This is a genomic window from Luteibacter sp. (genome assembly GCF_009912395.1).
Classification (GTDB): domain Bacteria; phylum Pseudomonadota; class Gammaproteobacteria; order Xanthomonadales; family Rhodanobacteraceae; genus Luteibacter.
In genome coordinates this window covers 254,155-275,506 of record NZ_WNDO01000001.1, presented here as the reverse complement: position 1 = coordinate 275,506, position 21,352 = coordinate 254,155, and the positions used below count along the sequence as shown (strand labels likewise).

The window sequence follows — 21,352 nt, the reverse complement described above, 5'->3', positions numbered from 1 at the left end:
TCACGTCCGCGTGGGGCCGTTGGCGTACCCGTGAAACGCATCCGCCCCGATGAACGGGGCGGATGTGATCAAGCGGAGGCGGCTTACTCGGTGAAGGCGCCGTAGCGGCGCAGGCGCTGGTAGCGCTGCTCCAGCAGGGCGTCGACCGACAGGGCTTCCAGCTCGTCGAGCTGGTTGAGCAGCACCGCCTTGAGGCGGACCGCCATGGCCTGCGGATTGCGGTGGGCACCACCCAGCGGCTCGCGCACGATCTTGTCGATGAGCCCGTTCTCGAGCAGGCGAGGCGCCGTGAGGCCCATGACCTCGGCGGCGTCCTTGGCTTTGTCGGCGCTCTTCCAGAGGATCGAGGCGCAGCCTTCGGGCGTGATGACCGAATAGGTGGAGTACTGGAGCATCAGGGTGCGATCGCCCACGCCGATGGCGAGCGCGCCACCGGAGCCGCCTTCGCCCGTCACGGTGCAGACGATGGGCACGCGCAGTTCGGCCATTTCGAGCAGGTTGCGCGCGATGGCTTCCGACTGGCCGCGTTCCTCGGCATTGATGCCGGGCCACGCACCCGCGGTGTCGATGAAGGTGAAGACGGGGATGTTGAAGCGTTCCGCCATCTTGAACAGGCGCAGCGCCTTGCGATAACCCTCGGGACGGGGCATGCCGAAGTTGCGCTTGACCTTCGACTTGGTGTCGCGGCCCTTCTGGTGGCCGACGATCATGATCGAGCGGCCATTGATGCGGGCGAGGCCACCGACGATGGCCTGGTCGTCCGCGAACATGCGGTCGCCCTTGAGCTCGTGGAATTCCTCGCACATGCCCTGGATGTAGTCGAGCGTGTAGGGCCGCCCAGGGTGGCGCGACACCTGGCTGACTTGCCAGGGTGCGAGATTGCGGAAGATCTCGGCCGTCTTCAGCTTGAGCTTTTCGCGCAGCCGGGACACTTCCTCATCGATGTTGAACGCCTGGCCGCTGCTGGCATGGCGGAGTTCTTCGATCTTCGCTTCCAGTTCGGCGATGGGTTGTTCGAAATCGAGGAAGTTGGGATTCATGGAATACGGAGCATCCGGGCAAGACCGGTCATTATAGCCGCCCTGCGACCGGGGTGGTGTGCGCGGCAGTATGGTCGGCCATGCGTTCGCAAGTCAATGAACCTGTTGAGATTATTCATGGTCGGCCAGACTCCGGGCCGGTCGGGGAGCATCGGGCGGGGCCTATTACGTCTTTGCGTGTAGTCCTTTTTCCTGCAATGGGTAGTCCGCGCCCAAAAGGCTGACGTCGCCTGTTTCAATGCATTCCGCGGACGCCTTCCGCATGCCATGGCCGTATCCCCAGCGCGCCGTGGTCATCTCCCCTACGAAAGGAATCGATCCCAATGAAAAGGACAGGGCGGCGAGCCCTCCTGAGCGGCCTGTGCGTGGCCGGTATCTCCTGTGCGGCCGTCGCGGCGGACGTGCCGGGTCATGCGCGGCTGTCCGCGTTGCCCTCGTGCGCAGGAGCGACCTGGACGGATACCTGTATCGTCGACGTCGCCAATGGCGATTTCGCTGGCCCCGCTGGCGACCCTTACAACCATGGTGAATTCTCATGGTGGTCGGTCCATCCGGGCACGCACTCGATCCGGGCGCATCTGGCTCCATGGCACTACGCCACGTCGTCGAATGCGGCCTGGCTCGATGGTCCGGCAAGCGGAACCTCGCTCATGCTTCGTTCGCCGGGTGATCGCGTGAGCCAGCGTTATGCGTTGAAGGACATCCTGCCAGCCGGTACGCGAGGCGACGTGCGCTACACCTTGCATGCCCATGCACGAGGAGACATCGACATCGCCGACGCCGCGATCGGCCTGTTCCTGACCGACGGCACATCGACAGTGGATCGAAGCATCCGCTATGAGGCGGTATCGCGGGGTGTCGGTGCACCGCGACAGGAAGTGCTTGCCTCGTTGATCGTTCCCGCGACCCAGGCAAGGACGGGGGTGTTGTACATCGCCGCAGGTGCCGCGAAGGGCGGACGAGCCCCCGTCGTCGTGGACGACGTTTTCCTGGTTCGCTCGCCGGCGGACGCCATGCTGGCTGAATTGAATCCTGACGGATGAGGGGCGAGACGATGATGAAAAGAACGACTCTCTCGATCCTATTCGGCCTATGTGGCACCACCGGCCTCCATGCGGCGTCCAACGACGTGCCCTGGCATCCCGGCGTGGGGCGCTTGCCCACCTGCGAGAGCGTATCGGTTGAACGAACCTGTCGCATCGCGGTACCCAACGGCGACTTCGAAGGGCCGGAAGACGATGGCGTGTACACCCATGGATACGAACCGCTGAAGTTCTGGCGATGGCCGCACAGTGTCGCGGAGCACATCTCGCCATGGGTGTACCTCGACCATGCCGGTACGGGATACGCCTTGGCCGAAGCCGCCGACGATATCGTTCTCAAGAGCGTCGGCGACGCCATCACCCAGTCGATCGCGTTGCCGCCCGCACGCGGTACCGTCGGTTACACCGTGCATGCGCATGTCGGCGCCTGGAGCGGCGCCAACGACGTACGCATGGAGCTGACGTTGCTCGACACCGATCGCGCTGTGGCATCCACTAATCGGACGGTGCAACTGCGATCGCCGTCAAGCACGGCGTCGCGTGAGCTGGTGGGCTGGGTGGAAGCGCCGGTAGGCGTCATGGCGACCGACCTGCGCATTTCCATCGCCGTCCAGGCGGGTTGGGGCGCGACATCGATCGATGACGTGTTCATCGTTCGCGCTCATCCCGACGCCTATGTACCCGAACTGCAACCTGATCCCACGGCGTCACGCATCAGACGCTGGTCTCCCTGACCCTCTCATCTGTCGAAGGAACGACATCATGAAAAAGAACATGCACATCACTCGCGTAGTCTGCTACGCGGCCATCGCCCTTTCCGTCGGCACGGCGCAAGCCGCCGCGATCGACCGTTTGCCATCGTGCGAGGGCGCGGCATGGAGCGACACGTGTCGCGTCGATGTTCCCAATGGCTCGTTGGCCGGACCGTTCGACGATGCACTCTTCCACAGGGCGTCGTGGGGTGGTGCCTGGGAGCCGGAGCCGCTTCGACACAGCGTGGCCGAGCATGTCGCGCCGTGGCACTACGTGGATGGCAGCGGTCATCGCTACCAGCACGGTACGGCCGAAACGTCCTTCGCCATCGGGCACCCCGGTGACGGCCTCTCGCAGGTGATTCCCCTGCCGGCGCAGGACCTGCCGCCGATGCACGACGTGGTGTATGCCGTCCGTGCTCATGTGGATCCGGTCCGTGGCGCAGCCCGTGTCGGTTTGAAGGCGAGCGTGCAGCGTCGTGGCGTGTCGCTGGACGCATCGGAAGGGGGCGCGACCATCGGACGGCCGACGCCGGGCGGTATCGGCAGGACCGTGCTCACCTGGGTGCTCGTTCCCGCCGGAGAGACGGCCGACGCGATCCAGGTCGAGGTGAACGTGGAGGCGGCCGATGGCCCGGTCGCGGTGAAAGGTGTGGAGATCGTACGTGCCGACGAGGCGGCGGATAGGTCGTGGCTGACCTCGTTTCACTGAACAGGAAGATCGACATGCAAAGACATGACCTCGTGGCGGCCATGCTGGTCGCTCCCCTGGCGCTGATGTCCTTCTCCGGCCATGCCGTGGGCGGCATTCCATATCAACAGACGTACGTCGTTGCCGTGCCTAACGGTAATTTCGGCGGCCCGGCGGGCGATGTGCACAAACACGACGATGCGCTGCTCAAGTTCAATCTCTCGCCGACACATACCATCGAGGATCACATCGAACCGTGGACCTACCGCGAGCGGATGGGCGGCAGCCATGCGAAGCGTCACTTTGTGCGACCTTTCGAGTTGGACAAGCCCGGTGACCTAGTTTTCCAGACCCTCGACCTGGGCACACCCGAGGTGGTCTACGCACGCGCGCCGAAGGGCGTCGTCTATACGGTTCGTGCCTCCTACGGATTACCTGATGACGCCTCATCACTGAAGTTACGTGTCTTGCTGAGAGACGAGAACCGCCATGTTCTCGCGAGTTCCCAGGTCGTGGCGAATGGTTCAGCGGAGATGGAGCAAAAGGGCGAAATGAAGCTGGAGGTGAACGCCACGCCTTTTCCCGCCGCGAAGTCGATGACGATCGTGCTGGAGAACCTGTCCGGGCGACAATTCGCCCTGCATGGCGTGACGCTCCATCGCACGGTATTGACTCAGCCAGTCGTCGATTTCGATTTCGGTGACTGACCGTATGGCATGCATGACTAACGAGATGGCACGAGTAGGGAGCATGGGTATGACAAGGATCAGGACGCGCCGGTATCGGGCGTGGTGCATGGCGAGTTTTTTCGCCCTGGGTTGCAGCGGCGTCATAGCGACGCCTTGCCCGCCGCATGCGGAGGAGACGTTCAGAGGGGAGTGCAGCCTTCTCCTGAAAAATGGGGATTTCACGGAACTTCGGAACGTCGGTACGCGCGCGTTGCGATGGAGTCACCTTGCTTACTGGAGTGCGACCGATCGCTACAACAACCTCGGCATCGAGCACGATGGGCGCTGGGGCTCCGTCTTGCCGGCGAATGGGCACGCCATCTGGCAGGAGCTGAGTGCGATGGATATCGGACCCCAGCAGCGGGGTAATTTCGCACTGCGATTCGCCGTGGCGAATCTCGATGCCCCCGGAGGCACCCTCTCGGTTGGTTTACTACTGTTTGCCCCGAACGGTGACCTTCTGGAGTCCCGAGGAATGACCGTGGTGCCCGATGGCTCGCCATGGCGAGACTATGCACTGGGCATGAGAGTTTCGTCGGTGCCCGAAGGAGCCCGCCTGAAAGTCGTCTTCAGGCGGGATGGAAACAAAGGGGGCAAAAGACTCGCGGTGTCTTCCGTGAGTCTGCACCAGCTAGTGGGAGACAACCTAGTCCGACGGGCGGACCAGGCGCAGTTCCGTGCCAAGCACCCCAGGCAGGGTCCGTAGCGTGCGTACGAGGTCGGGCAGGGCACGGACGCGCCAGGCGTCGCCCAGCTCCATGCTGGCCTGGCCGACCTCGTTGCGGTAGCCAGCCAGCAGCAGTGGCGTGCGTCCGCCGCGATACCCCATGAGCGCCTGCTTCAGGTGTTTCGGGAAATCGGGGTCGACGCCGTTGAGTTTCAGCGTCAGCAGGCGGCCGAAGTGCTCCATCGCATCGGAGAGCGAGTAGGCCTTGCGAGCGCGCAGTTGGTAGCCGCCCGCGAAATCGTCGATGCGCAGGCCACCTTCGATCACGATCATGTTGCCGCGCGTGAGCAGCGGCGCCGCGTCGGTGAAGACTTCACGGAAGAAGCTGGTTTCCAGCAGGCCCGTTGAATCCTCGATCTGCACGAAGGCGTCGCTGTCACCACGCTTGCGCATGCCGACGACCATGCCCGCCACCGTCCACGGTGTTTCCGGGCCACGGCGGAAGCGGCTGGCGCCTTCGTCGTCATCGTTACGACGAGGGCGGGGCGGCTGGTAACGCTGGGGAATCTCGCCGATGGGGCAGCTAGAAAGCTGGCCGAGTTCGGCCTTCCATGGATCGGTGGGATGACCGGAAAGGTAATGTCCCAGCGTGGTGTGCTCGCCTTGCAGGAGCTGTTCGAGCGGCCATTCGGGCATCGAGCCCGACAGCTCGATGATGCTGGGCGCCTCGGCGTCGCCGAAGGCGCTACCGAAGATGTCGACCTGGCCCGACACACGGTTCTTGGCTTCCTGGTCGGCCGCACGCATCGCCTCGGGGATGTGCATCACGAGCGTAGCGCGGTTCTCGCCAAGCGCATCGAGCGCGCCGGACTGTACCAGCGCTTCCATCACGCGTTTGTTGAGCTTGTTCGAACCGATGCGCTGGCAGAAGTCGACCAGGCCCTTGAAGGGACCACGCGCCTTGCGCTCGGCGGCGATCTCCTCGCAGATGCCCTGGCCCACACCCTTGATCGCGCCCAGGCCGTAGCGGACCACGCGCGATTCCACCGCTTCGAACATCCACTCGGACGCGTTGACGTCCGGCGGCAGCACCTTGATGCCGATGGCGCGCGTCTCGTCGAGGAAGGTCACCACCTTTTCGGTGTTGTCCATGTCCGAGGAGATCGTTGCCGCCATGAATTCGGCGGGGTAATGCGCCTTCAGCCAGGCGGTCTGGTAGGAAACCAGTGCGTAGGCGGCCGCGTGCGACTTGTTGAAGCCGTAGCCCGCGAACTTCTCCATGAGGTCGAAGATCGCATCGGCTTTCTCGCCGTCGATGCCATCCTTCGCGGCACCTTCGCGGAAGGTGGCGCGATGCTTGACCATCTCCTCGGCTTTCTTCTTACCCATGGCACGGCGAAGCAGGTCGGCGCCACCGAGGGTGTAGCCACCCACGATCTGCGCCATCTGCATCACCTGCTCCTGGTAGACCATGATGCCGTAGGTCTCTTTCAGGATGGGTTCGACGCGCGGATCGGGGTATTCCACCGCTTCCTTGCCGTGTTTACGGGCGCAGAAGCTGGGGATGAGGTCCATGGGGCCGGGGCGGTACAACGCCACCAGCGCGATGATGTCCTCGAAACGGTCGGCCTGGGCGTCCTTGAGCATGCCCTGCATGCCGCGCGATTCGAGCTGGAAGACAGCGACGGTCTGCGCCTTCTTCAGCAGATCGTAGACCTTGGGGTCGTCGAGCGGCAGCGTCTCGATCACCAGCGGTTCTTCGCCCGTGGTCTCGCGGCGACGATTGATGGCCTTCACGGCCCAGTCGATGATGGTGAGCGTGCGCAGGCCGAGGAAGTCGAACTTCACCAGGCCCACGGCTTCCACGTCGTCCTTGTCGTACTGCGTCACCACGCCTTCGCCGCTGGGTTCGCAATAGAGCGGGGCGAAGTCGGTCAGCGGCGTCGGCGCGATCACCACGCCACCGGCGTGCTTGCCGGCGTTTCGGGTGAGGCCTTCCAGGCTCAGCGCCAGGTCGATCAGGGTGCGCGACTCTTCTTCGTTTTCGTAGAGGTCGCAGAAATCCTTGACGATGCGCTCGGGTTCTTTCTTCGCTTTTTCCGAACGACCCAACGCGCACGACAGCGTGAGGTCGAGCGGGCGCGCGGGGATCAGCTTGGCGATGCGGTCGACCTGGCCGTAGCCCATGCCGAGCACGCGGCCGGAATCGCGTAGCACCGCTTTCGCGGCCATCGAACCGTAGGTGATGATCTGGCTGACGTGGTCGCGGCCGTACTTGCGCGACACGTAGTCGATCACCTCATCGCGGCGATCCATGCAGAAGTCGATGTCGAAGTCGGGCATCGACACGCGTTCAGGGTTGAGGAATCGCTCGAACAGCAGCTCGAACTGGAGCGGATCCAGGTCGGTGATCTTGAGCACCCAGGCGACGAGCGAACCCGCACCCGAACCGCGGCCGGGGCCGACGGGGATGCCATTTTGCTTACCCCAGTTGATGAAGTCCGCCACGATAAGGAAGTAGCCGGGGAAGCCCATCCGGATGATGACGTCCACTTCGCGGTCCAGACGCGCCTGGTAGTCCTCGCGCGTCTTGCCAGCCGCCAGTGGATTGGCCTCCAGGCGCTCCTCGAGACCCTTCTGGGCCTGTTCGCGGATGAAGGTGTCGAGGTTGTGGCCTTCGGGCACCGGGAAGTTCGGCAGGTAGTACGTGCCAAATTCCAGTTCCAGGTTGCAGCGCTTGGCCAGCTCGATGGTGTTCTCGAGCGCCTCGGGAATATCGGCGAACAGGGCCTCCATGTCCTCGGAGGACTTGAAGTACTGCTCTTCGCTGTAGTCGCGCGGCCGCTTGGGGTCGGCGAGCACGCGTCCCTGGTTGATGCAGGTACGCGCCTCGTGCGATTCGAAGCCGGCGCGTTCGATAAAGCGGACGTCGTTGCTGGCGATCACGGGCAGCATGTGTTCGCCAGCCAGCGCCATCGCCGCACGGATCCAGTTTTCCTCGTTGTCGCGGCCCGTGCGGGTCAGCTCCAGGTAGAGGCGTTCCGGAAACAGGCGGCGCAGGAAGGATAGTCGGGCCGACGCGGCTTGAAGCCCGGCGCCCAGGGCGGCACGACCTACCTCGCTTTCGCGACCGGCGATGGCGATCAGGCCATGCACGCTGTCCGGAGTGATCCAGGCGGCGTCGACGAGCGCGCGGCCGGTACCCTGGCCTTCACGCCAGGCACGGGAGACCAGGCGAGAGAGATTCAGGTAACCGTCGCGGTTCTGGCAGATCAGCGTGAGCCGCCAGGGGCGCGGATCGTCGGGGCTGGAGACCCAGATATCGCAGCCACCGATCGGCTTGATGCCCGCCGCCGCGCACTGCTTGTAGAACTTCACCAAGCCGAACATGTTGCTCTCGTCCGTGAGCGCGACCGCCGGCATACCGGCGCGCACGCACGCGGCGATCAGCTGCTTGATGCGGATCGTCGAGTCGACCAGCGAGTATTCGCTGTGAAGGTGAAGATGGGCGAAGCGGACGGACATGAACGGCGCCGGTGTAGGCCATTGGAAAGGCTAACCGGGGGACGGGGACGGGGCAAGAATTGACAGGACCGAAAAACGGCCCCGCCCGGGTTTTCTGGGCGGGGTGGGCGAGCCGATTCGGCGTCTCAGCGAGTATGCGCCTCGGGGTGGTCGATGAACCAGAGGCCCGCGAAGAGCTTGGCATCGATCGAGAAACCCTCGGCGGCGCGGTCGAACAGCCACTTGCCTGCCTCGGTGCGGGGCACTTCGTGGACGATGATGTTCTCGGTCTCGTCGCCGCCGCCCGCACCGACCTTGACGAGGTCCCAGGCGCGAGCGAAGGCGATCATTTCGGTGCTCATGCCGGACGAGGACGGGCCTTCATGGACGAACTCGATGTGGCCGCAGGCGTAGCCGGTTTCTTCCTCCAGCTCCCGCTTGGCGGCCACCAGGACATCTTCGTCTTCCGCCCCGGCCAGATCGCCGACCAGGCCGGCCGGCATCTCGATGGTGTTCTTCAGGATCGACACGCGGTATTGCTCGACGAAGATGACTTTATCTTCGGGCGTCACCGCCAGGATGATCACGGCCCCGCCGGGGTTGTTGCGCTCGACGTACTCCCAGCGACCGCGCTTCTTCAGCGTGAGCCACTTGGCCTTGTGCAGGGTTTCCTCCGGCAGGTTGGCATCGTCGGGGATCGGCGAGGCGTGGGGCAGGGGACTGTGCTGCATGGGCGGCTCCGGATGGGGTCGATCCTGACAAGGGTAGCGCGTCCATGTGACGCCCGCCTATCGGTAGGGGCGCGCAGGCGCGCGATCCAGGCGTGTCGCACATCCCATCGCGCGCCAGCGCGCTCCTACAGGAGGGCGCGCAGGCGGGTGCGGGTCAGGGGGCCGAAGCGAAGACGCTCGCAGAGGGCGTCGATCGTCGCGACGTCGCCTTGGCGGCGGCTCAGGGCGTCCGCCGTTTCGGCGACGGCGATGTCCAGCGCGATGCGTGTCAGGCGACGGCAGAGCAAGGCCTGGTCCGCATGTTCGCGCAGTCGTGCCGCACAAGCCGCGGCGCCACGGATGCGCAGGTAAGGCACCTCGTCGATGCGTTCGAGCACGGCGTCGAGGCTGCCGAAGTGACCGAGCAGGGCGGCGGCGGTCTTCGCACCGATACCGGGTACGCCGGGGATGTTGTCCACGGCGTCACCGCACAAGGCGAGGTAGTCGGCCACCTGGTGAGGATGCACGCCCAGGCGTTCGAACACCCCGGCGGGGCCCCACCTCACGTTCTTGGCGAAATCCCATTGCTCGTCGTGTTCGCCGAGGAGTTGGCCGAAGTCCTTGTCCGCCGAGACGATGACGCCACGGAAACCGTGCACGCGCAGGCCCCACAAGGCACTGCCGATCAGATCGTCGGCCTCGTACTGGTGGTCGTTCAGGACGGTGAGGCCGAGCGCGGCGGCGATCTCCCGGCACACCCCGAACTGGCGTTCGAGATCAGGCGGCGGCAGTTCGCGGTTCGCCTTGTAGGCGGGGTAGATCGCGTTGCGGAACGAGGTGGTGAGCGACGCGTCGAAAGCCACCGCGATATGCTCCGCCCGGCTGCGTTCCAACAGTTCGCAAAGGAACCGCGTGAAGCCGTGGACGGCGTTGACCGGATGACCTTCGTGGTCGTGAAACTCGTCCGGCATCGAATGCCAGGCGCGAAACACATAGAGGCTGCCGTCCACCAGGTGGACGAGGGAATCGCCGCTCACGGAGTCCATTCGCTGACGATGTCGTCGTAGCGCGGGCGCTCGCGTTCGGGTGCCACCATCGACGGCGTGCCGATGTGCAAAAAGCCCACGACATGCTCACTCTTCTTCATGTCGAGCAGCTTGGCGACCTCACGATCGTAGGCGGCCCACCCGGTGAGCCACTGCGCGCCGAAATCCAGGGCCTGCACGCCGAGCATGAGGTTGTAGGCTACGCACCCGGCCGTGATCTGCTGCTCCAGCTCGGGCACCTTGCTGTCGCCGTCGATCTTCGCCGTGACGACGAGGACCAGGGGCGCGTGCTCGTAGCGGTTGCGCTCCTTGTCGCGCTTGGCGTCGGAGAGGTCCGGATTGGCCTCTACGGCGCGCCTGGCGAGCCGTCGGCCGAACTCGCGCTTGGCGTCGCCGCGCAGGATGCGGATGCGGAAGGGATCGAGCTTGCCGTGGTCGGGCACACGGATCGCGGCATCGATGAGACGACGCAGCTGCGCGTCGTCCGGGGCCGGTTCGGTGAGCTGGCGCGAGGGGACCGAGCGGCGCTCGAGGAGGAAGTCGAGGGGAGATGTGCTCATCCACCCATCTTACCGCCTGGAGCGCATCGCCGCTGGGCCGGTGCCTGCCCGTGGGCCGGGCTCAGCGGGCCGAGGGAGGCGGGGCCGGCGGATAACCGCCATGCGGTGGGGGTTGCCCACCCGGGGGCGGCGGAGGCGGCGGCAGGGCATCGTTGGGGCCGAGGTTGTCGACCCACTGGTGACGCTGTTCCGGCGTCTGGTTGCGCCACTTTTCCTCGATCGCCTGGCGCTGCGTCGGCGAGAGGTGGTTGAAGCGTTCGAAGGCGTCGTGCAGCTTCTGGCGCTGCTCGGGCGTCAGTTCCTTGAACTTCTCATGGTTTGCCCGGGCCTGGGCCCGCTCTTCCGGTGTCATCTTCTGCCAGTGGTCGATGCGGTCGCGGATCTCGGCGCGCCGGTCGGACGGCAACGAGCGCCATTGCAGGGCCTTACCCAGGAAGCGCGACTGCTTTTCGGGCTTGAAGCCGTCCCAGTCGTGCTCGAGCGGTTTGAGGATGTCCTGATCCTGCGGCGAGAGGTCCTTCCACGCGCGCGGCGACGGCAACGGACCCGCAGGTGGCTGCATCTCGCCATGTGACGGCGGGGGCGGCCGGTCCTGCGCGTCTGCCGCCAGGGGCGCGGCGAAGACGAGCAGCACGGTGAGCGGTAGAGCGAGGCGACGCATGGCTATCACTTGTGCGAAGACGACGACGGGGCGTCGTTGTAGGCCAGCCAGCTGTAGAACTGCAGGTTCTGGTACAGGCTCGGATCGGCGCTGTCGGCATCGGGCGGGAGGTCGCTCGGCGACTCGCTTTCCATCACTTGGCCGATGGCCGAGGATTCCACGGCGTTGCCGCCACCACCCGGCTGCCAGACCATGAGGGTGGCAAGGGCGACCATGGCAAAGGCGCTGGCCGGAATCAGCAGGCGTCGGGCCATGGATTCGCGGGGGCCGGCCATGGCGGTGCGGCGGGCGGCGCGCAGGCGCCCAGCCGTCGCCGGATCCACGTCCCGGCTGGCCCGCAGGTAAAGCTCCCGGGCGCGACGTTCGATGTTTCGATCGTACTGGCTCATCGCCATGCCTCCAGTTGATCGCGCAGCGCATGCATCGCGCGCGAAAGGTGTGTCTTCACGCTGCCATCCGAGCAGCCCATCGCGGCGGCCGTTTCCGCCACGTCGAGACCTTCCATCACGCGGAAGGTTAAGGCCTCTCGCTTGCTCCTGGGCAGCCTGCGCAGGGCACCGACAATGTCGGAGTAGGCCTGCGAGTCCTGCAATCGCGCCGAGGGGTCGGGCGCGTCGTCGGCCGGATCCCAGCTGGGCAGTTCGTCGCCTTCGTCGTCCCGGCCACCGCCGATCCAGCCGACCACGATCGAGCGGACCTTCCGACGGCGCTGCAAATCGACGATGCGGCGGCGGAGGATGCCCCAGAACAATGGAGTCCACTCGCCAGCGGGCTTTTCGCCGTAGTGCCTGACGAGGCGGAGCATGGCGTCCTGGACGGCATCCATCGCGTCGTCACGGTTGCCCAGGTGGATTTCCGCCATGCGCCATGCCCGACGCTCGATGCCCGCCAGGAAAGCGTTCATGTTCGCGGGAACGTCGCGGATGTCCTCGAGCGAGGCGGTGTCGAGCGCGAGCGAGCCGTTCACGGCGTCGTCCGTTTCGTCAGTCTTGCCATCCTCGTGCTCCATAACGCCTTGGTTCACTCCGCTAAACGCGATCGGCCAGCGCCGGTTGACGGGATTTCTTGCGTTTATCCTGATCGAGGCGGCATTTACCGGTCATGAAGTCAGGCGCGGGAGCGTTTGATGGGCAGGGCGGTGATGGCGGCCAGCAGTGCGCCAGCCACGTAGAGTCCCAGTTCCGAGGGGCCCTGTGCGATCCGCGCCAGCCCCAGCAGCATGCCCGGGCCGGCGTCGGCGATGGCCTGGACGAAGCCGACGCCCATCATGCCGGAAATGGTGGCGGCCACGACGAGGCAGGCCGTATAAGCGGCGGCCACCAGGGTGGCCAGGGCCGCCAGCGTCGCGCCCAGGACACCATCGAAGCGCAGCCAGCGGCGCACCACCAACCCGAGCAACCACCCGGCCGGGAGCACCAGGGAGGGTAGGGCACGCCCGAACATCATGCAGGGGACCATCCAGACGACACCGGCCGCGAAGCCGAACACCACGGCGCAGACAGCGCCAAACAGCACGCTGGCGAGGCGGCGGGCGGGATCAACCGCCATGGATCGGGCTCGGGATGGGCATGGATGGGGAATCCGGGCAAAGCGCGCATCATAGCCGCTGTGGGCGGATCGTGCCCTTGAGCGGCGAGGCCCTCGCCCCGACCTGTAGGAAAACGCTTACGGCAGGCCACCTGCCAGCGCATAATTGTCGACTTCGCGGCCGCGGCGCGGCCCCCCACAGGATTTTCATGAGCGGTTTCAGCCTCAGCAGCGAACCCTTCACCCTAGAGCGCGACTGCCAGGCGGTCATGGTGCCCCAGGGAGAGACGGTCACGCTCCCGGCCGGGCAGATCGGCTACATCACCCAGGCCCTGGGCGGCAGCTTTACCGTCTACGTGGAAGGCAACCTGTTCCGCATCGCCGGCAACGACGCTGATGCGCTGGGCAAGGAGCCGCCGCGCCCGATCGAGCTGCCTGACGACGCCTCCGACGAGGACGTGGAAAAGCTCGTGTGGCAGCAGTTGCGCACCTGCTTCGACCCTGAGATTCCCATCAACGTGGTGGAGCTGGGACTGGTCTACGACGTCAGCCTGGAAACCAGCGAAGAAGGCGGCCGCAAGGCCTACGTGAAGATGACCTTGACCGCGCCCGGTTGCGGCATGGGCGATATCCTCGTGGACGATGTGCGGACCAAGCTGGAGATGATTCCCACCGTGATCGAGGCGGATGTCGATCTCGTGTTCGACCCGCCCTGGAATCACGCCATGATGTCGGATGCCGCCAAGCTCGAAACCGGCATGCTCTGATCCACCCGCCGTTCCGACGGTGCGTCGAAAAGCTGCGCATGCAGCGATGCGCCGTAGGCGGCCACGCCACGGATGTTTCCTTCCGACCAGAAACAGGCGGGAAGGTGGCCCGGGTGTACGTCCACCTCGAGGTGGAAGTGCGCGTCCAGTTCCAGGGCGCGTATGGCCGCGACGATGGCGTCCTGGCGCGGGCGCAACGCGTCGAGCAGTTCACGCAACGCCGTGTCGGTAGAGTAAGTGGCGCATTCGGGCATGGGCAGGCACCAGCCGTGGGCGCGTCGCTGGTTGATGCGCGTGTCGTCCAGGTCGCCCTTTTGCCAGGTGCGCGCCGCGTCGAAACCGAACTCGTCCTTGAGGTGATCGACAAGATGGCGCTCCGACGTCAGTCGGAACGAGGCGCGTACGCGCGGCGCACGATCGTGAAGATCGTCGGCCGCTGTCGTCGTGTCGATCATGGACCTTTCCCCTTTAACGGCAAGTTCGTGCGACGGCGATGTGTCTAGCATCGCTTTTTTCCCATGACTAGGGAAATCCCTAGGTAGTCGTCCGCGATAACTTGCGCTAGGTTGACAAGGACTGCTGGCGGGGAGGCCAGCGGTCGGCTCCGTGGGGCATCGACGCGACGCATCGCCGATGTGCCCTTGTTCCGGTTCCGCTCCGCTCTTGCGAGGGACTACAGGAAAAAGGCGGCGCATCGGATCAGCACGGGGTTTGCTGCATCTGTACGGGCTTCGCGCCATCCGGCGCGACTTTCATATCGTTTCGGAATGTGGTCCGCCGACCGCAATGGTTTCGTGCGGCCCTTTCCTGGAGGAGGAACGTAATGGCACGTCATGTTCGCTTGAAACTCCTTGTCGCCTCGCTGGCGATCGCGGGTACGTCAATCGCCTCGGCGGCATCGGAGCAGGCGCTCCAGGCACAGAGCCTGGGCGCCGCACCGGTATCGCAGCTGGCCGTGAAACTGGGTCTGTCGTCGGACAACGGTTTCGTCGCCAAGGCGTCGGCACCCACCGTCCGGGGAACCCAGACCGTCCGCATGCAGCAGACCTTCAAGGGTGTGCCGGTCTTCGGCCACACCATCGCCGTGGAACAGGATGCCCAGGGCAATGCCCTCGTCGCCAACGGCGTGGTCTCGTCCGACCTGCAGGTCGATATCGCTTCGGTGTCGCCGAAGCTCGACCAGACCCGCGCCATCGCTACGCTGGCCCGCAACGCCACCGCCTTGAGCGCCGCCAAGCCGGAAAACGCGAAGGCCGATCTCTACGTCTATCCGCAGGACGGCGCGCCCGCCCGTCTGGTCTACCTCACCTCGTTCTTCGTCGGCGGTGACCATCCGTCGCGTCCGACGGCCTTCGTCGATGCCAACACCGGCGAGATCATCTCGCAGTGGGACGGCCTGACCTACGCGAACGCCACCGGCCCGGGCGGCAACCAGAAGACCGGCCAGTACACCTGGGGCGCCAACGGACTGGCCTACCTCGACGTGACCCAGTCGGGTACGAGCTGTACGGCGCAGAACGCGAACGTGCGTTCGTACAACATGAACCACGCCACGTCGGGCTCCGGCACGCTGTGGACCTTCACCTGCCCGAACTCCAGCGGTGACGCCATCAACGGTGCCTACGGCCCGATCAATGATGCGCACCACTTCGGTGGCGTGGTCCACGACATGTACCAGGCTTACAACGGCGCGCCGCCGTTGAACATGGTGCTGGTCATGAAGGTGCACTACGGCACCAGCTACGAGAATGCCTTCTGGGACGGCAGCTCGATGACCTTCGGCGACGGTGCCAGCACGTTCTATCCGCTGGTGGCGCTCGACGTGACCGGCCATGAAATCAGCCATGGCTACACCGAGCAGAACTCGAACCTGACCTACAGCGGCCAGTCCGGTGGCATGAACGAAGCCTTCTCGGACATGGCCGGCGAGACGGTCGAGTACTACGACCGCAACGGTGTGAACGACTGGCTGGTGGGTGCCGAGATCTTCAAGGGCAACGGTGCGCTGCGCTACATGTGCAACCCGACCCAGGACGGTCGCTCGATCGACAACGCCGCCAACTACACCAGCAGCCTCGATGTGCACTACTCCTCGGGTGTGTACAACAAGGCGTTCTGCCTGCTGGCCAAGAAGACTGGTTGGAACACCAAGACCGCCTTCCAGGCCATGGCTCGCGCCAACAAGCTCTACTGGCAGGCCAACAGCACCTTCAACAGCGGCGCTTGCGGTGTCGAAACCGCCGCGCAGGACCTTGGCTTCACCAAGGCCGACGTGACCTCCGCCTTCGCGGCGGTGGGCGTGAGCTGCTCGGGTGGCACCGGTGGTACCGTGCTGCTGAACCAGACCGGCCTGGCCGGTAGCGCTAACCAGGAGCTGAGCTACTCGGTGAACGCGGCGGCGGGTACCCTCGTCGTGTCGATCGCCGGTGGCACCGGCGACGCCGACCTGTACGTGCGTCGTGGCGCCGCCCCGACCACGACGACCTACGACTGCCGTCCGTACGTCGCCGGCAACAACGAGACCTGCACCCTGACCGTGTCGACCCCCGGCACGTACTACATCAAGGTGCGTGGCTACTCGGCGTTCACGGGCGTCACGCTGAAGGCTGTCCAGTAAATCGTACGCAAGCACGATAAAAAGCCCGGGCGGCTGACGCCCGGGCTTTTTTGTGTCTGTAGGAGCGCGCTTGCGCGCGATGGGGCTCGCGGTAACCCTGAATCGCGCGCAAGCGCGCTCCTACAACCGCGGGGGTGAGGCGCTTTTGTTGAGCCCGGCTCATCGTTGCCTTGAATGGCCGGCCGGTACGCAGGTGAGCGGCGTTGCTACGATGGCGGCCTTGTCTACGGGAGTTTCTCCATGTCCTACCGCGCCGCCTCCGATCGCTACGACGACATCATGCCCTACCGCCGTTGCGGCAGGAGCGGCATCGACCTGCCGGCGATCTCCCTTGGCCTTTGGCAGAACTTCGGTGGCACCGATGTATTCGAGACCGGTCGTGCCATCCTGCGCCGCGCGTTCGACCGCGGTGTCACGCATTTCGACCTTGCCAACAACTACGGTCCGCCGGCAGGTTCGGCCGAAGAGAACTTCGGCCGCGTACTGGCGAGCGATTTCGCGCCGTATCGCGACGAGCTGATCATTTCCACCAAGGCCGGCTGGGACATGTGGCCCGGTCCGTATGGCGGCATCGGTGGCAGCCGCAAGTACCTCGTCGCCAGTCTCGATCAGTCCCTGCGTCGCATGGGGCTGGACTATGTGGACATCTTCTATTCGCACCGTGTCGATCCCGACACGCCGCTGGAAGAGACCATGCGCGCGCTCACCCATATCCATCGCCAGGGCAAGGCTCTTTATGTCGGCATTTCGAGCTATTCGCCCGAACTGACCCGCAAGGCCGCCGCGATTCTCGCCGAAGAAAAGGTGCCGCTCTTCATCCACCAGCCGAACTACTCGATGTTCAACCGCTGGATCGAGAACGGCCTGCTCGACACACTGGAAGAACTGGGCACGGGATGCATCGCCTTCTCGCCGCTGGCGCAGGGTCTGCTGACATCGAAGTACCTCGGTGGCGTGCCGTCGGATGCGCGCGTCACGCGTGACGGCTCGTTCCGAAAGAACATGCTCAGCGGCGAGAACCTCGACCGCATCCGCGCGCTCAACGCCATCGCCGAACGCCGCGGCCAGACGCTGGCCCAGATGGCAATCGCCTGGGTGCTGCGCGATCCGCGCGTGATGTCGGCCCTCATCGGTGCGCGCACCGTCGAGCAGCTCGACAACTCCCTTGGTGCGCTGTCGAAGCTGTCGTTCTCGACGGAGGAACTGGTCGAGATCGACCGTTACGCGGTCGACGGCGGCACCGACCTCTGGCGTGAGTCTGCCGTGCTTTGATATTTCTGGACCGGTCGCGCGTAGGGCGCGCTCCTAAAAGAGCAGCCTCGCTCCCTTGTAGGAGCGCGCCTTGCGCGCGACAGCCCACGAAGTATGGAAGCCGCCCACTACCCCGCCAAATAACCCACCGACACGACCCCTCAGGCGAAGACGATCCCCCAGGATAGAAGCCATAACTAACGTGTGACGTCCGTTTCCCTCAAGGACACCTCACATGCGCCGCTTCGTATCGACACTCGCCATCGCCTTGACCGTGTCATGCACCACCGACACGTTCGCGACGACCCGCTTCATCGTGCGTTTTGCCCCGGACTACATGCCACCGGCCACGACGTCGCTTCACGGACGCGCCCGTCGTTCTGCCGCCCTGATGCGAGAGCCCGTGCAACCGATACGTCGCCTGGCCACAGGTGACGCCCTCTACGAACAGGACTCGGCCGACCCGTCCGCGCTGGCGGCGATGCCGGGCGTCGTCTCCATCGAAGAAGACCGCTTGCTACAGCTGACCGCGATGCCCGATCCGCTATGGCGTCGCCAGTGGTACATGCACGATCCTCGCTACGGGACGGATGTCGAGGTGGCCTGGCGCCACACGCGCGGTGTGGGTGCCGTCGTGGCCGTGATCGATTCGGGCATCGTGCCGCATGCCGAGTTCGCCGGACGCCTGCTGCCGGGATACGACTTCCTGTCCGACGCCGATGAGGCGCGGGACGGCGATGGACGTGATGCCGATCCGACCGACGAAGGCGATTGGCGCGATTCCGGCGACTGTGGTTCGTCGCTGGCGCGTCCGTCGTCGTGGCATGGCACACATGTGGCCGGGCTGGCGATGGCGCGTGGCGGCAACCGCTACGGCATGGTTGGCGTGGCGCCGGAGGCGATGCTGCTTCCCGTTCGGGTCGCCGGCATGTGCGGTGCCTGGACATCGGACATCGTGGACGCGATCACCTGGGCGTCAGGTGGCGATGTCGAAGGCGTTCCTCCTGTCGAACGTCGAGCCGATGTGATCAACCTGAGTCTCGGCGGTCAGGGTGCGTGTGGTGAAGCGCTGGCGACGGCGATCACTGCGGCGCGTGAACGGGGCAGCGTGGTCGTGGTGGCGGCGGGCAACGACGGAGTAAAAGCGTCCGCCTTCGCTCCCGCCAACTGTCCGGGTGTCGTCTCGGTGGGCGCGCTGGGGCGTGACGGCGCCCAGGCCTGGTATTCCAATCACGGCGACGGCCTGACGCTGTCCGCCCCGGGCGGCTCGAAGTCGGGCGTTCGCGGTGACGACATCGTGTCCGCGCTGGATCTGGGACGAACCGTGGCAACCCGTCCGGTGTTCGGTTACCTGGCGGGTACGTCGATGGCCGCGCCGCAGGTGGCGGGGCTGGTCGCGCTGATGCGCTCGGCCGACCCGGCGATAGGTGTCGACGAGGTGGGGCAGCAGCTCGTCGACAACGCGCGCCCCGTGCAGGGGCGGTGCCCGAAAGGCTGTGGCGCCGGTGTCATGGACGCAGGCGCGACGGTGGATGCGGTGGTGGAGGATCGAGAGCGTCGCGGCGCGACGCCCTGAGCTCAGACCGCTTCGAAGCGGTTGGCTTCGCGATTCTTGCGGACCGTCTTCGGGTCCCACACGCGACCGTTCATGGCGATGTACACGCCTTCGGCCAGCGTCTGCACCGCGCCCACGGCGCAGCCGATGTTGAACACGGCGTCCGACCCCTGGAAGCGGGCCGGATTGAGCGCACCGGTGAGCACGATGACCTTGCCCGGGATGCCTTCGAGCACCTTGGCCGTCTCCACCATCGTGTCGGTGCCATGCGTGACCAGCACGTGGCGATGCGGCTGAGCCTCGATGGTGCTGCGCATGAGGGCGCGATCCTCATCGGTGACGTGGAGGCTGTCCTTGCGCAGGATGGGGATCACGTCGAAACGGAACGCCACGCCGAGCTGGGTAAGGATGTCGCCGATCTGGGGCGAACCGATCTGGTAGTCCGACTTGTCGTCGAAGTAGACCTTGTCGATGGTGCCGCCGGTGGTGACGATGGTGAGGTGCTGCATGGGCGTGACCTGGAGCTGGCGTGGAGCGGGGCGGCCATTCTACATGGCCGCCCACACCTTCCGGGCAGTCGGCTCGCTAGGGCGGTCCTGGGCGAGCATGGCGTCGTCCTCGCCCTCGGGCAGGAACAGGCGGTCCAGCCCCCGGGCGATGAAGCGTCGGCAGGCGGCCATGGGGCGTCCGTCGCCGGCCGCCTCACCCCAGCCCGCCGAGCGGACGAGCAGCGCGGCTGCCATGGTCCGGGCCAGCGTGAAGGCGATGCCGCGAGCCGAGGCTTCCAAGGCGCTTCGGTCAGCGGCGACGTCGCCGAGCAGGGCCTCCGTGGCGTCGAGGGCCGCATGGATGGGGCGCAAAGCGTCCGATCCCGCAGGCACCAGCGTGCCGATGGTTTCGCGTAGCGGGGCCAGGCCGCCCGCGCCGAGGGCGCGCAGCATGTCGAGGGAGAGGACGTTGGTGGTGCCCTCCCAGATCGCATAGACCTGGGCGTCGCGAAGCAACTGGGGCAGGCCGGTGTCCTCGATGTAGCCCGCACCACCGAAGCATTCCAGCGCCTCGGACACCACGGCGATGGACGCCTTGGCCGTCCACAGCTTGGCCAGGGGCGTCAGCAGGCGCAGCAGGGCGGTGTCGCGTGGCGAGGCGGCGCCCTGTTCCGTACGTCCCAAGAGTTCGGCGACATAAAAGGCGAGCGAGAACGCCCCTTCGAACTCCGCCTGCATGTCGGCCAGGGTGCGGGCATGCAGCGGCTGGTCGATGAGGTGGGCGCCGAAGGCCTGGCGTCGGTAGGCGTAGTCGCGGGCCAGCGCGATCGCGCGCGACATGCTGGAGATCGCGCAGATGGCGTTCCATGTGCGCGTGATATTGAGCATGGGCGTGACTTGCCTTACGCCGTGCTCCAGCGGTCCGACTGGCGTCGCCGGGAGGCCGTCGAGGTGGATCTTGGCGGTCGGCAGTTCGTGGGTGCCCAGCTTCTTCTTGAGGCGGTCGATCGTGATGCCTTGCCAGGCGCCGTGTTCGTCCTTGGTTTCCACATAGAACAGCGCGAGCGCCGAGGTTCCCGCACCCGCGCCTTCGGGGCGCGCCAGCGCAAGGGCGGCTTCGCCGACCACGGCCGAGCTGAACCACTTGCGGCCGTAAAGCCGCCACTGTCCGGTGGCGTCGCGGCGCGCGACGGTTTCCGTGCGGCCCACGTCCGAGCCGCCCCGTGTTTCGGTCATCCATTGGCCAGAGAGCCAGAACGAGGACGCTTCGCGGCTGAGGAAATGCGGCAGGGCGCGGTCGACAAGCGCCTGGTTGCCTGAAGCTCGGATCGCGGTGGCGGCACCGTCGGTCATGGCGAGCGGGCAGCAATAGAACTCGCTGGCCGGATGGTAGAGGTAGACCCGGGCGAATTGCTCAGTGCGCGCCCATGGCGTCGTTTCGTGGCCCGCTGCAAGCACACCGTGTCGGGTGGTGATGCCTGGGCCTTCCTCCCACGCAGGGGTCAGGGCGATGCGGTCGACTCGCTCGCCCCAGGCATCCCAGTTCGTGAGGACGGGTTCCGTGCGCGGCGTGCGCTGGCGCCGGTCCCACGCCGCGACGGCGTAGTCGCCCAGTGCGACGAGGTCGGGTGTGGTCGCCGAGAAGCGTTCATCGGGCAACGTGTGGGCGAGCCAGGCGCCTAGCAGGCGATCGTTGCGGAACGGGTGGGCCAGTCGCGGCGAGTCCTGAAGGAATCCCATCGTGC

Annotated in this window: 20 protein-coding genes; 8 read left to right on the top strand and 12 right to left on the bottom strand. The window is 65.6% G+C overall.

The features are described from left to right. Positions 1 to 83 precede the first annotated feature (83 nt). Positions 84 to 1,040 (bottom strand): acetyl-CoA carboxylase carboxyltransferase subunit alpha, encoded by a 957-nt coding sequence (locus GAK28_RS01460; RefSeq protein ID WP_291774034.1) that lies wholly within the window; start codon positions 1,038 to 1,040, stop codon positions 84 to 86. Positions 1,041 to 1,363: 323 nt separating this feature from the next. Between GAK28_RS01460 and GAK28_RS01455 the strand changes: the two genes are divergently transcribed. Genes GAK28_RS01455 through GAK28_RS01440 form a run of 4 tightly spaced genes read left to right on the top strand, consistent with a single transcriptional unit; the run spans position 1,364 to position 4,233 of the window. Then, a complete protein-coding gene (locus tag GAK28_RS01455; RefSeq protein ID WP_291774032.1) occupies positions 1,364 to 2,083 on the top strand; it encodes a hypothetical protein in 720 nt (239 codons plus the stop codon). 14 nt (positions 2,084 to 2,097) lie between these two features. Beyond that, the gene (locus GAK28_RS01450; RefSeq protein ID WP_291774030.1) at positions 2,098 to 2,817 is read left to right on the top strand and encodes a hypothetical protein; all 720 of its coding nucleotides are present in this window, start codon (positions 2,098 to 2,100) and stop codon (positions 2,815 to 2,817) included. Between the two features lie 28 nt (positions 2,818 to 2,845). Further along, positions 2,846 to 3,547: a hypothetical protein gene (locus GAK28_RS01445; RefSeq protein WP_291774028.1), complete on the top strand. Its 702-nt coding sequence runs from the start codon at positions 2,846 to 2,848 to the stop codon at positions 3,545 to 3,547. Next, positions 3,526 to 4,233 (top strand): hypothetical protein, encoded by a 708-nt coding sequence (locus GAK28_RS01440; RefSeq protein WP_291774027.1) that lies wholly within the window; start codon positions 3,526 to 3,528, stop codon positions 4,231 to 4,233. The genes GAK28_RS01445 and GAK28_RS01440 overlap by 22 nt, the downstream gene beginning before the upstream one ends. A 667-nt stretch (positions 4,234 to 4,900) precedes the next feature. On the opposite strand, the gene dnaE is transcribed toward GAK28_RS01440, so the two are convergent. The 8 genes from dnaE to GAK28_RS01400 all read right to left on the bottom strand — a co-directional run bounded on the left by dnaE (position 4,901) and on the right by GAK28_RS01400 (position 12,950). Beyond that, positions 4,901 to 8,446, bottom strand: coding sequence for a DNA polymerase III subunit alpha (gene dnaE, locus GAK28_RS01435; RefSeq protein WP_291774025.1), 3,546 nt, complete (start codon positions 8,444 to 8,446; stop codon positions 4,901 to 4,903). Positions 8,447 to 8,571: 125 nt separating this feature from the next. Next, on the bottom strand, positions 8,572 to 9,156 hold the full coding sequence (locus GAK28_RS01430) for an NUDIX hydrolase (RefSeq protein WP_291774023.1): 585 nt from the start codon (positions 9,154 to 9,156) through the stop codon (positions 8,572 to 8,574). A gap of 125 nt (positions 9,157 to 9,281) precedes the next feature. Beyond that, positions 9,282 to 10,181, bottom strand: coding sequence for a 5'-3' exonuclease H3TH domain-containing protein (locus GAK28_RS01425; RefSeq protein ID WP_291774020.1), 900 nt, complete (start codon positions 10,179 to 10,181; stop codon positions 9,282 to 9,284). After that, a complete protein-coding gene (locus GAK28_RS01420) occupies positions 10,169 to 10,741 on the bottom strand; it encodes a nitroreductase (RefSeq protein ID WP_291774018.1) in 573 nt (190 codons plus the stop codon). Before GAK28_RS01420 ends, GAK28_RS01425 begins: the two co-directional genes overlap by 13 nt. Positions 10,742 to 10,802: 61 nt before the next feature. Beyond that, the gene (locus GAK28_RS01415; RefSeq protein WP_291774016.1) at positions 10,803 to 11,402 is read right to left on the bottom strand and encodes a DUF3106 domain-containing protein; all 600 of its coding nucleotides are present in this window, start codon (positions 11,400 to 11,402) and stop codon (positions 10,803 to 10,805) included. A 5-nt stretch (positions 11,403 to 11,407) separates the two neighbouring features. Continuing rightward, the gene (locus GAK28_RS01410; protein WP_291774013.1) at positions 11,408 to 11,791 is read right to left on the bottom strand and encodes a hypothetical protein; all 384 of its coding nucleotides are present in this window, start codon (positions 11,789 to 11,791) and stop codon (positions 11,408 to 11,410) included. After that, positions 11,788 to 12,411 (bottom strand): RNA polymerase sigma factor, encoded by a 624-nt coding sequence (locus GAK28_RS01405; RefSeq protein ID WP_291774011.1) that lies wholly within the window; start codon positions 12,409 to 12,411, stop codon positions 11,788 to 11,790. The genes GAK28_RS01410 and GAK28_RS01405 overlap by 4 nt, the downstream gene beginning before the upstream one ends. Positions 12,412 to 12,509: 98 nt before the next feature. Beyond that, on the bottom strand, positions 12,510 to 12,950 hold the full coding sequence (locus GAK28_RS01400) for a hypothetical protein (RefSeq protein ID WP_291774009.1): 441 nt from the start codon (positions 12,948 to 12,950) through the stop codon (positions 12,510 to 12,512). A 188-nt stretch (positions 12,951 to 13,138) separates the two neighbouring features. Here GAK28_RS01400 and sufT point away from each other — a divergent pair, with 188 nt between their 5' ends. Next, positions 13,139 to 13,696: a putative Fe-S cluster assembly protein SufT gene (gene sufT, locus GAK28_RS01395; RefSeq protein ID WP_291774007.1), complete on the top strand. Its 558-nt coding sequence runs from the start codon at positions 13,139 to 13,141 to the stop codon at positions 13,694 to 13,696. Here the strand turns inward: sufT and GAK28_RS01390 are convergent. Next, positions 13,648 to 14,151: a DUF4279 domain-containing protein gene (locus tag GAK28_RS01390; RefSeq protein ID WP_291774006.1), complete on the bottom strand. Its 504-nt coding sequence runs from the start codon at positions 14,149 to 14,151 to the stop codon at positions 13,648 to 13,650. The two genes, sufT and GAK28_RS01390, sit on opposite strands and share 49 nt — an antisense overlap. Before the next feature lie 368 nt (positions 14,152 to 14,519). Between GAK28_RS01390 and GAK28_RS01385 the strand changes: the two genes are divergently transcribed. The 3 genes from GAK28_RS01385 (at position 14,520) to GAK28_RS01375 (ending at position 19,140) form a co-directional block, all read left to right on the top strand. After that, positions 14,520 to 16,313, top strand: coding sequence for a M4 family metallopeptidase (locus GAK28_RS01385; RefSeq protein WP_291774005.1), 1,794 nt, complete (start codon positions 14,520 to 14,522; stop codon positions 16,311 to 16,313). 240 nt (positions 16,314 to 16,553) lie between these two features. After that, positions 16,554 to 17,585 (top strand): L-glyceraldehyde 3-phosphate reductase, encoded by a 1,032-nt coding sequence (mgrA, locus tag GAK28_RS01380; RefSeq protein WP_291774004.1) that lies wholly within the window; start codon positions 16,554 to 16,556, stop codon positions 17,583 to 17,585. 214 nt (positions 17,586 to 17,799) lie between these two features. Beyond that, on the top strand, positions 17,800 to 19,140 hold the full coding sequence (locus GAK28_RS01375; RefSeq protein WP_291774003.1) for a S8 family peptidase: 1,341 nt from the start codon (positions 17,800 to 17,802) through the stop codon (positions 19,138 to 19,140). A 2-nt stretch (positions 19,141 to 19,142) separates the two neighbouring features. On the opposite strand, the gene GAK28_RS01370 is transcribed toward GAK28_RS01375, so the two are convergent. After that, positions 19,143 to 19,628, bottom strand: a complete 486-nt coding sequence (locus GAK28_RS01370; protein ID WP_291774001.1) for an asparaginase domain-containing protein — start codon at positions 19,626 to 19,628, stop codon at positions 19,143 to 19,145. Between the two features lie 39 nt (positions 19,629 to 19,667). After that, entirely contained in the window at positions 19,668 to 21,347 is a 1,680-nt protein-coding gene (locus tag GAK28_RS01365; protein WP_291773999.1) for an acyl-CoA dehydrogenase family protein, read from the bottom strand. Between the last annotated feature and the right edge of the window lie 5 nt (positions 21,348 to 21,352).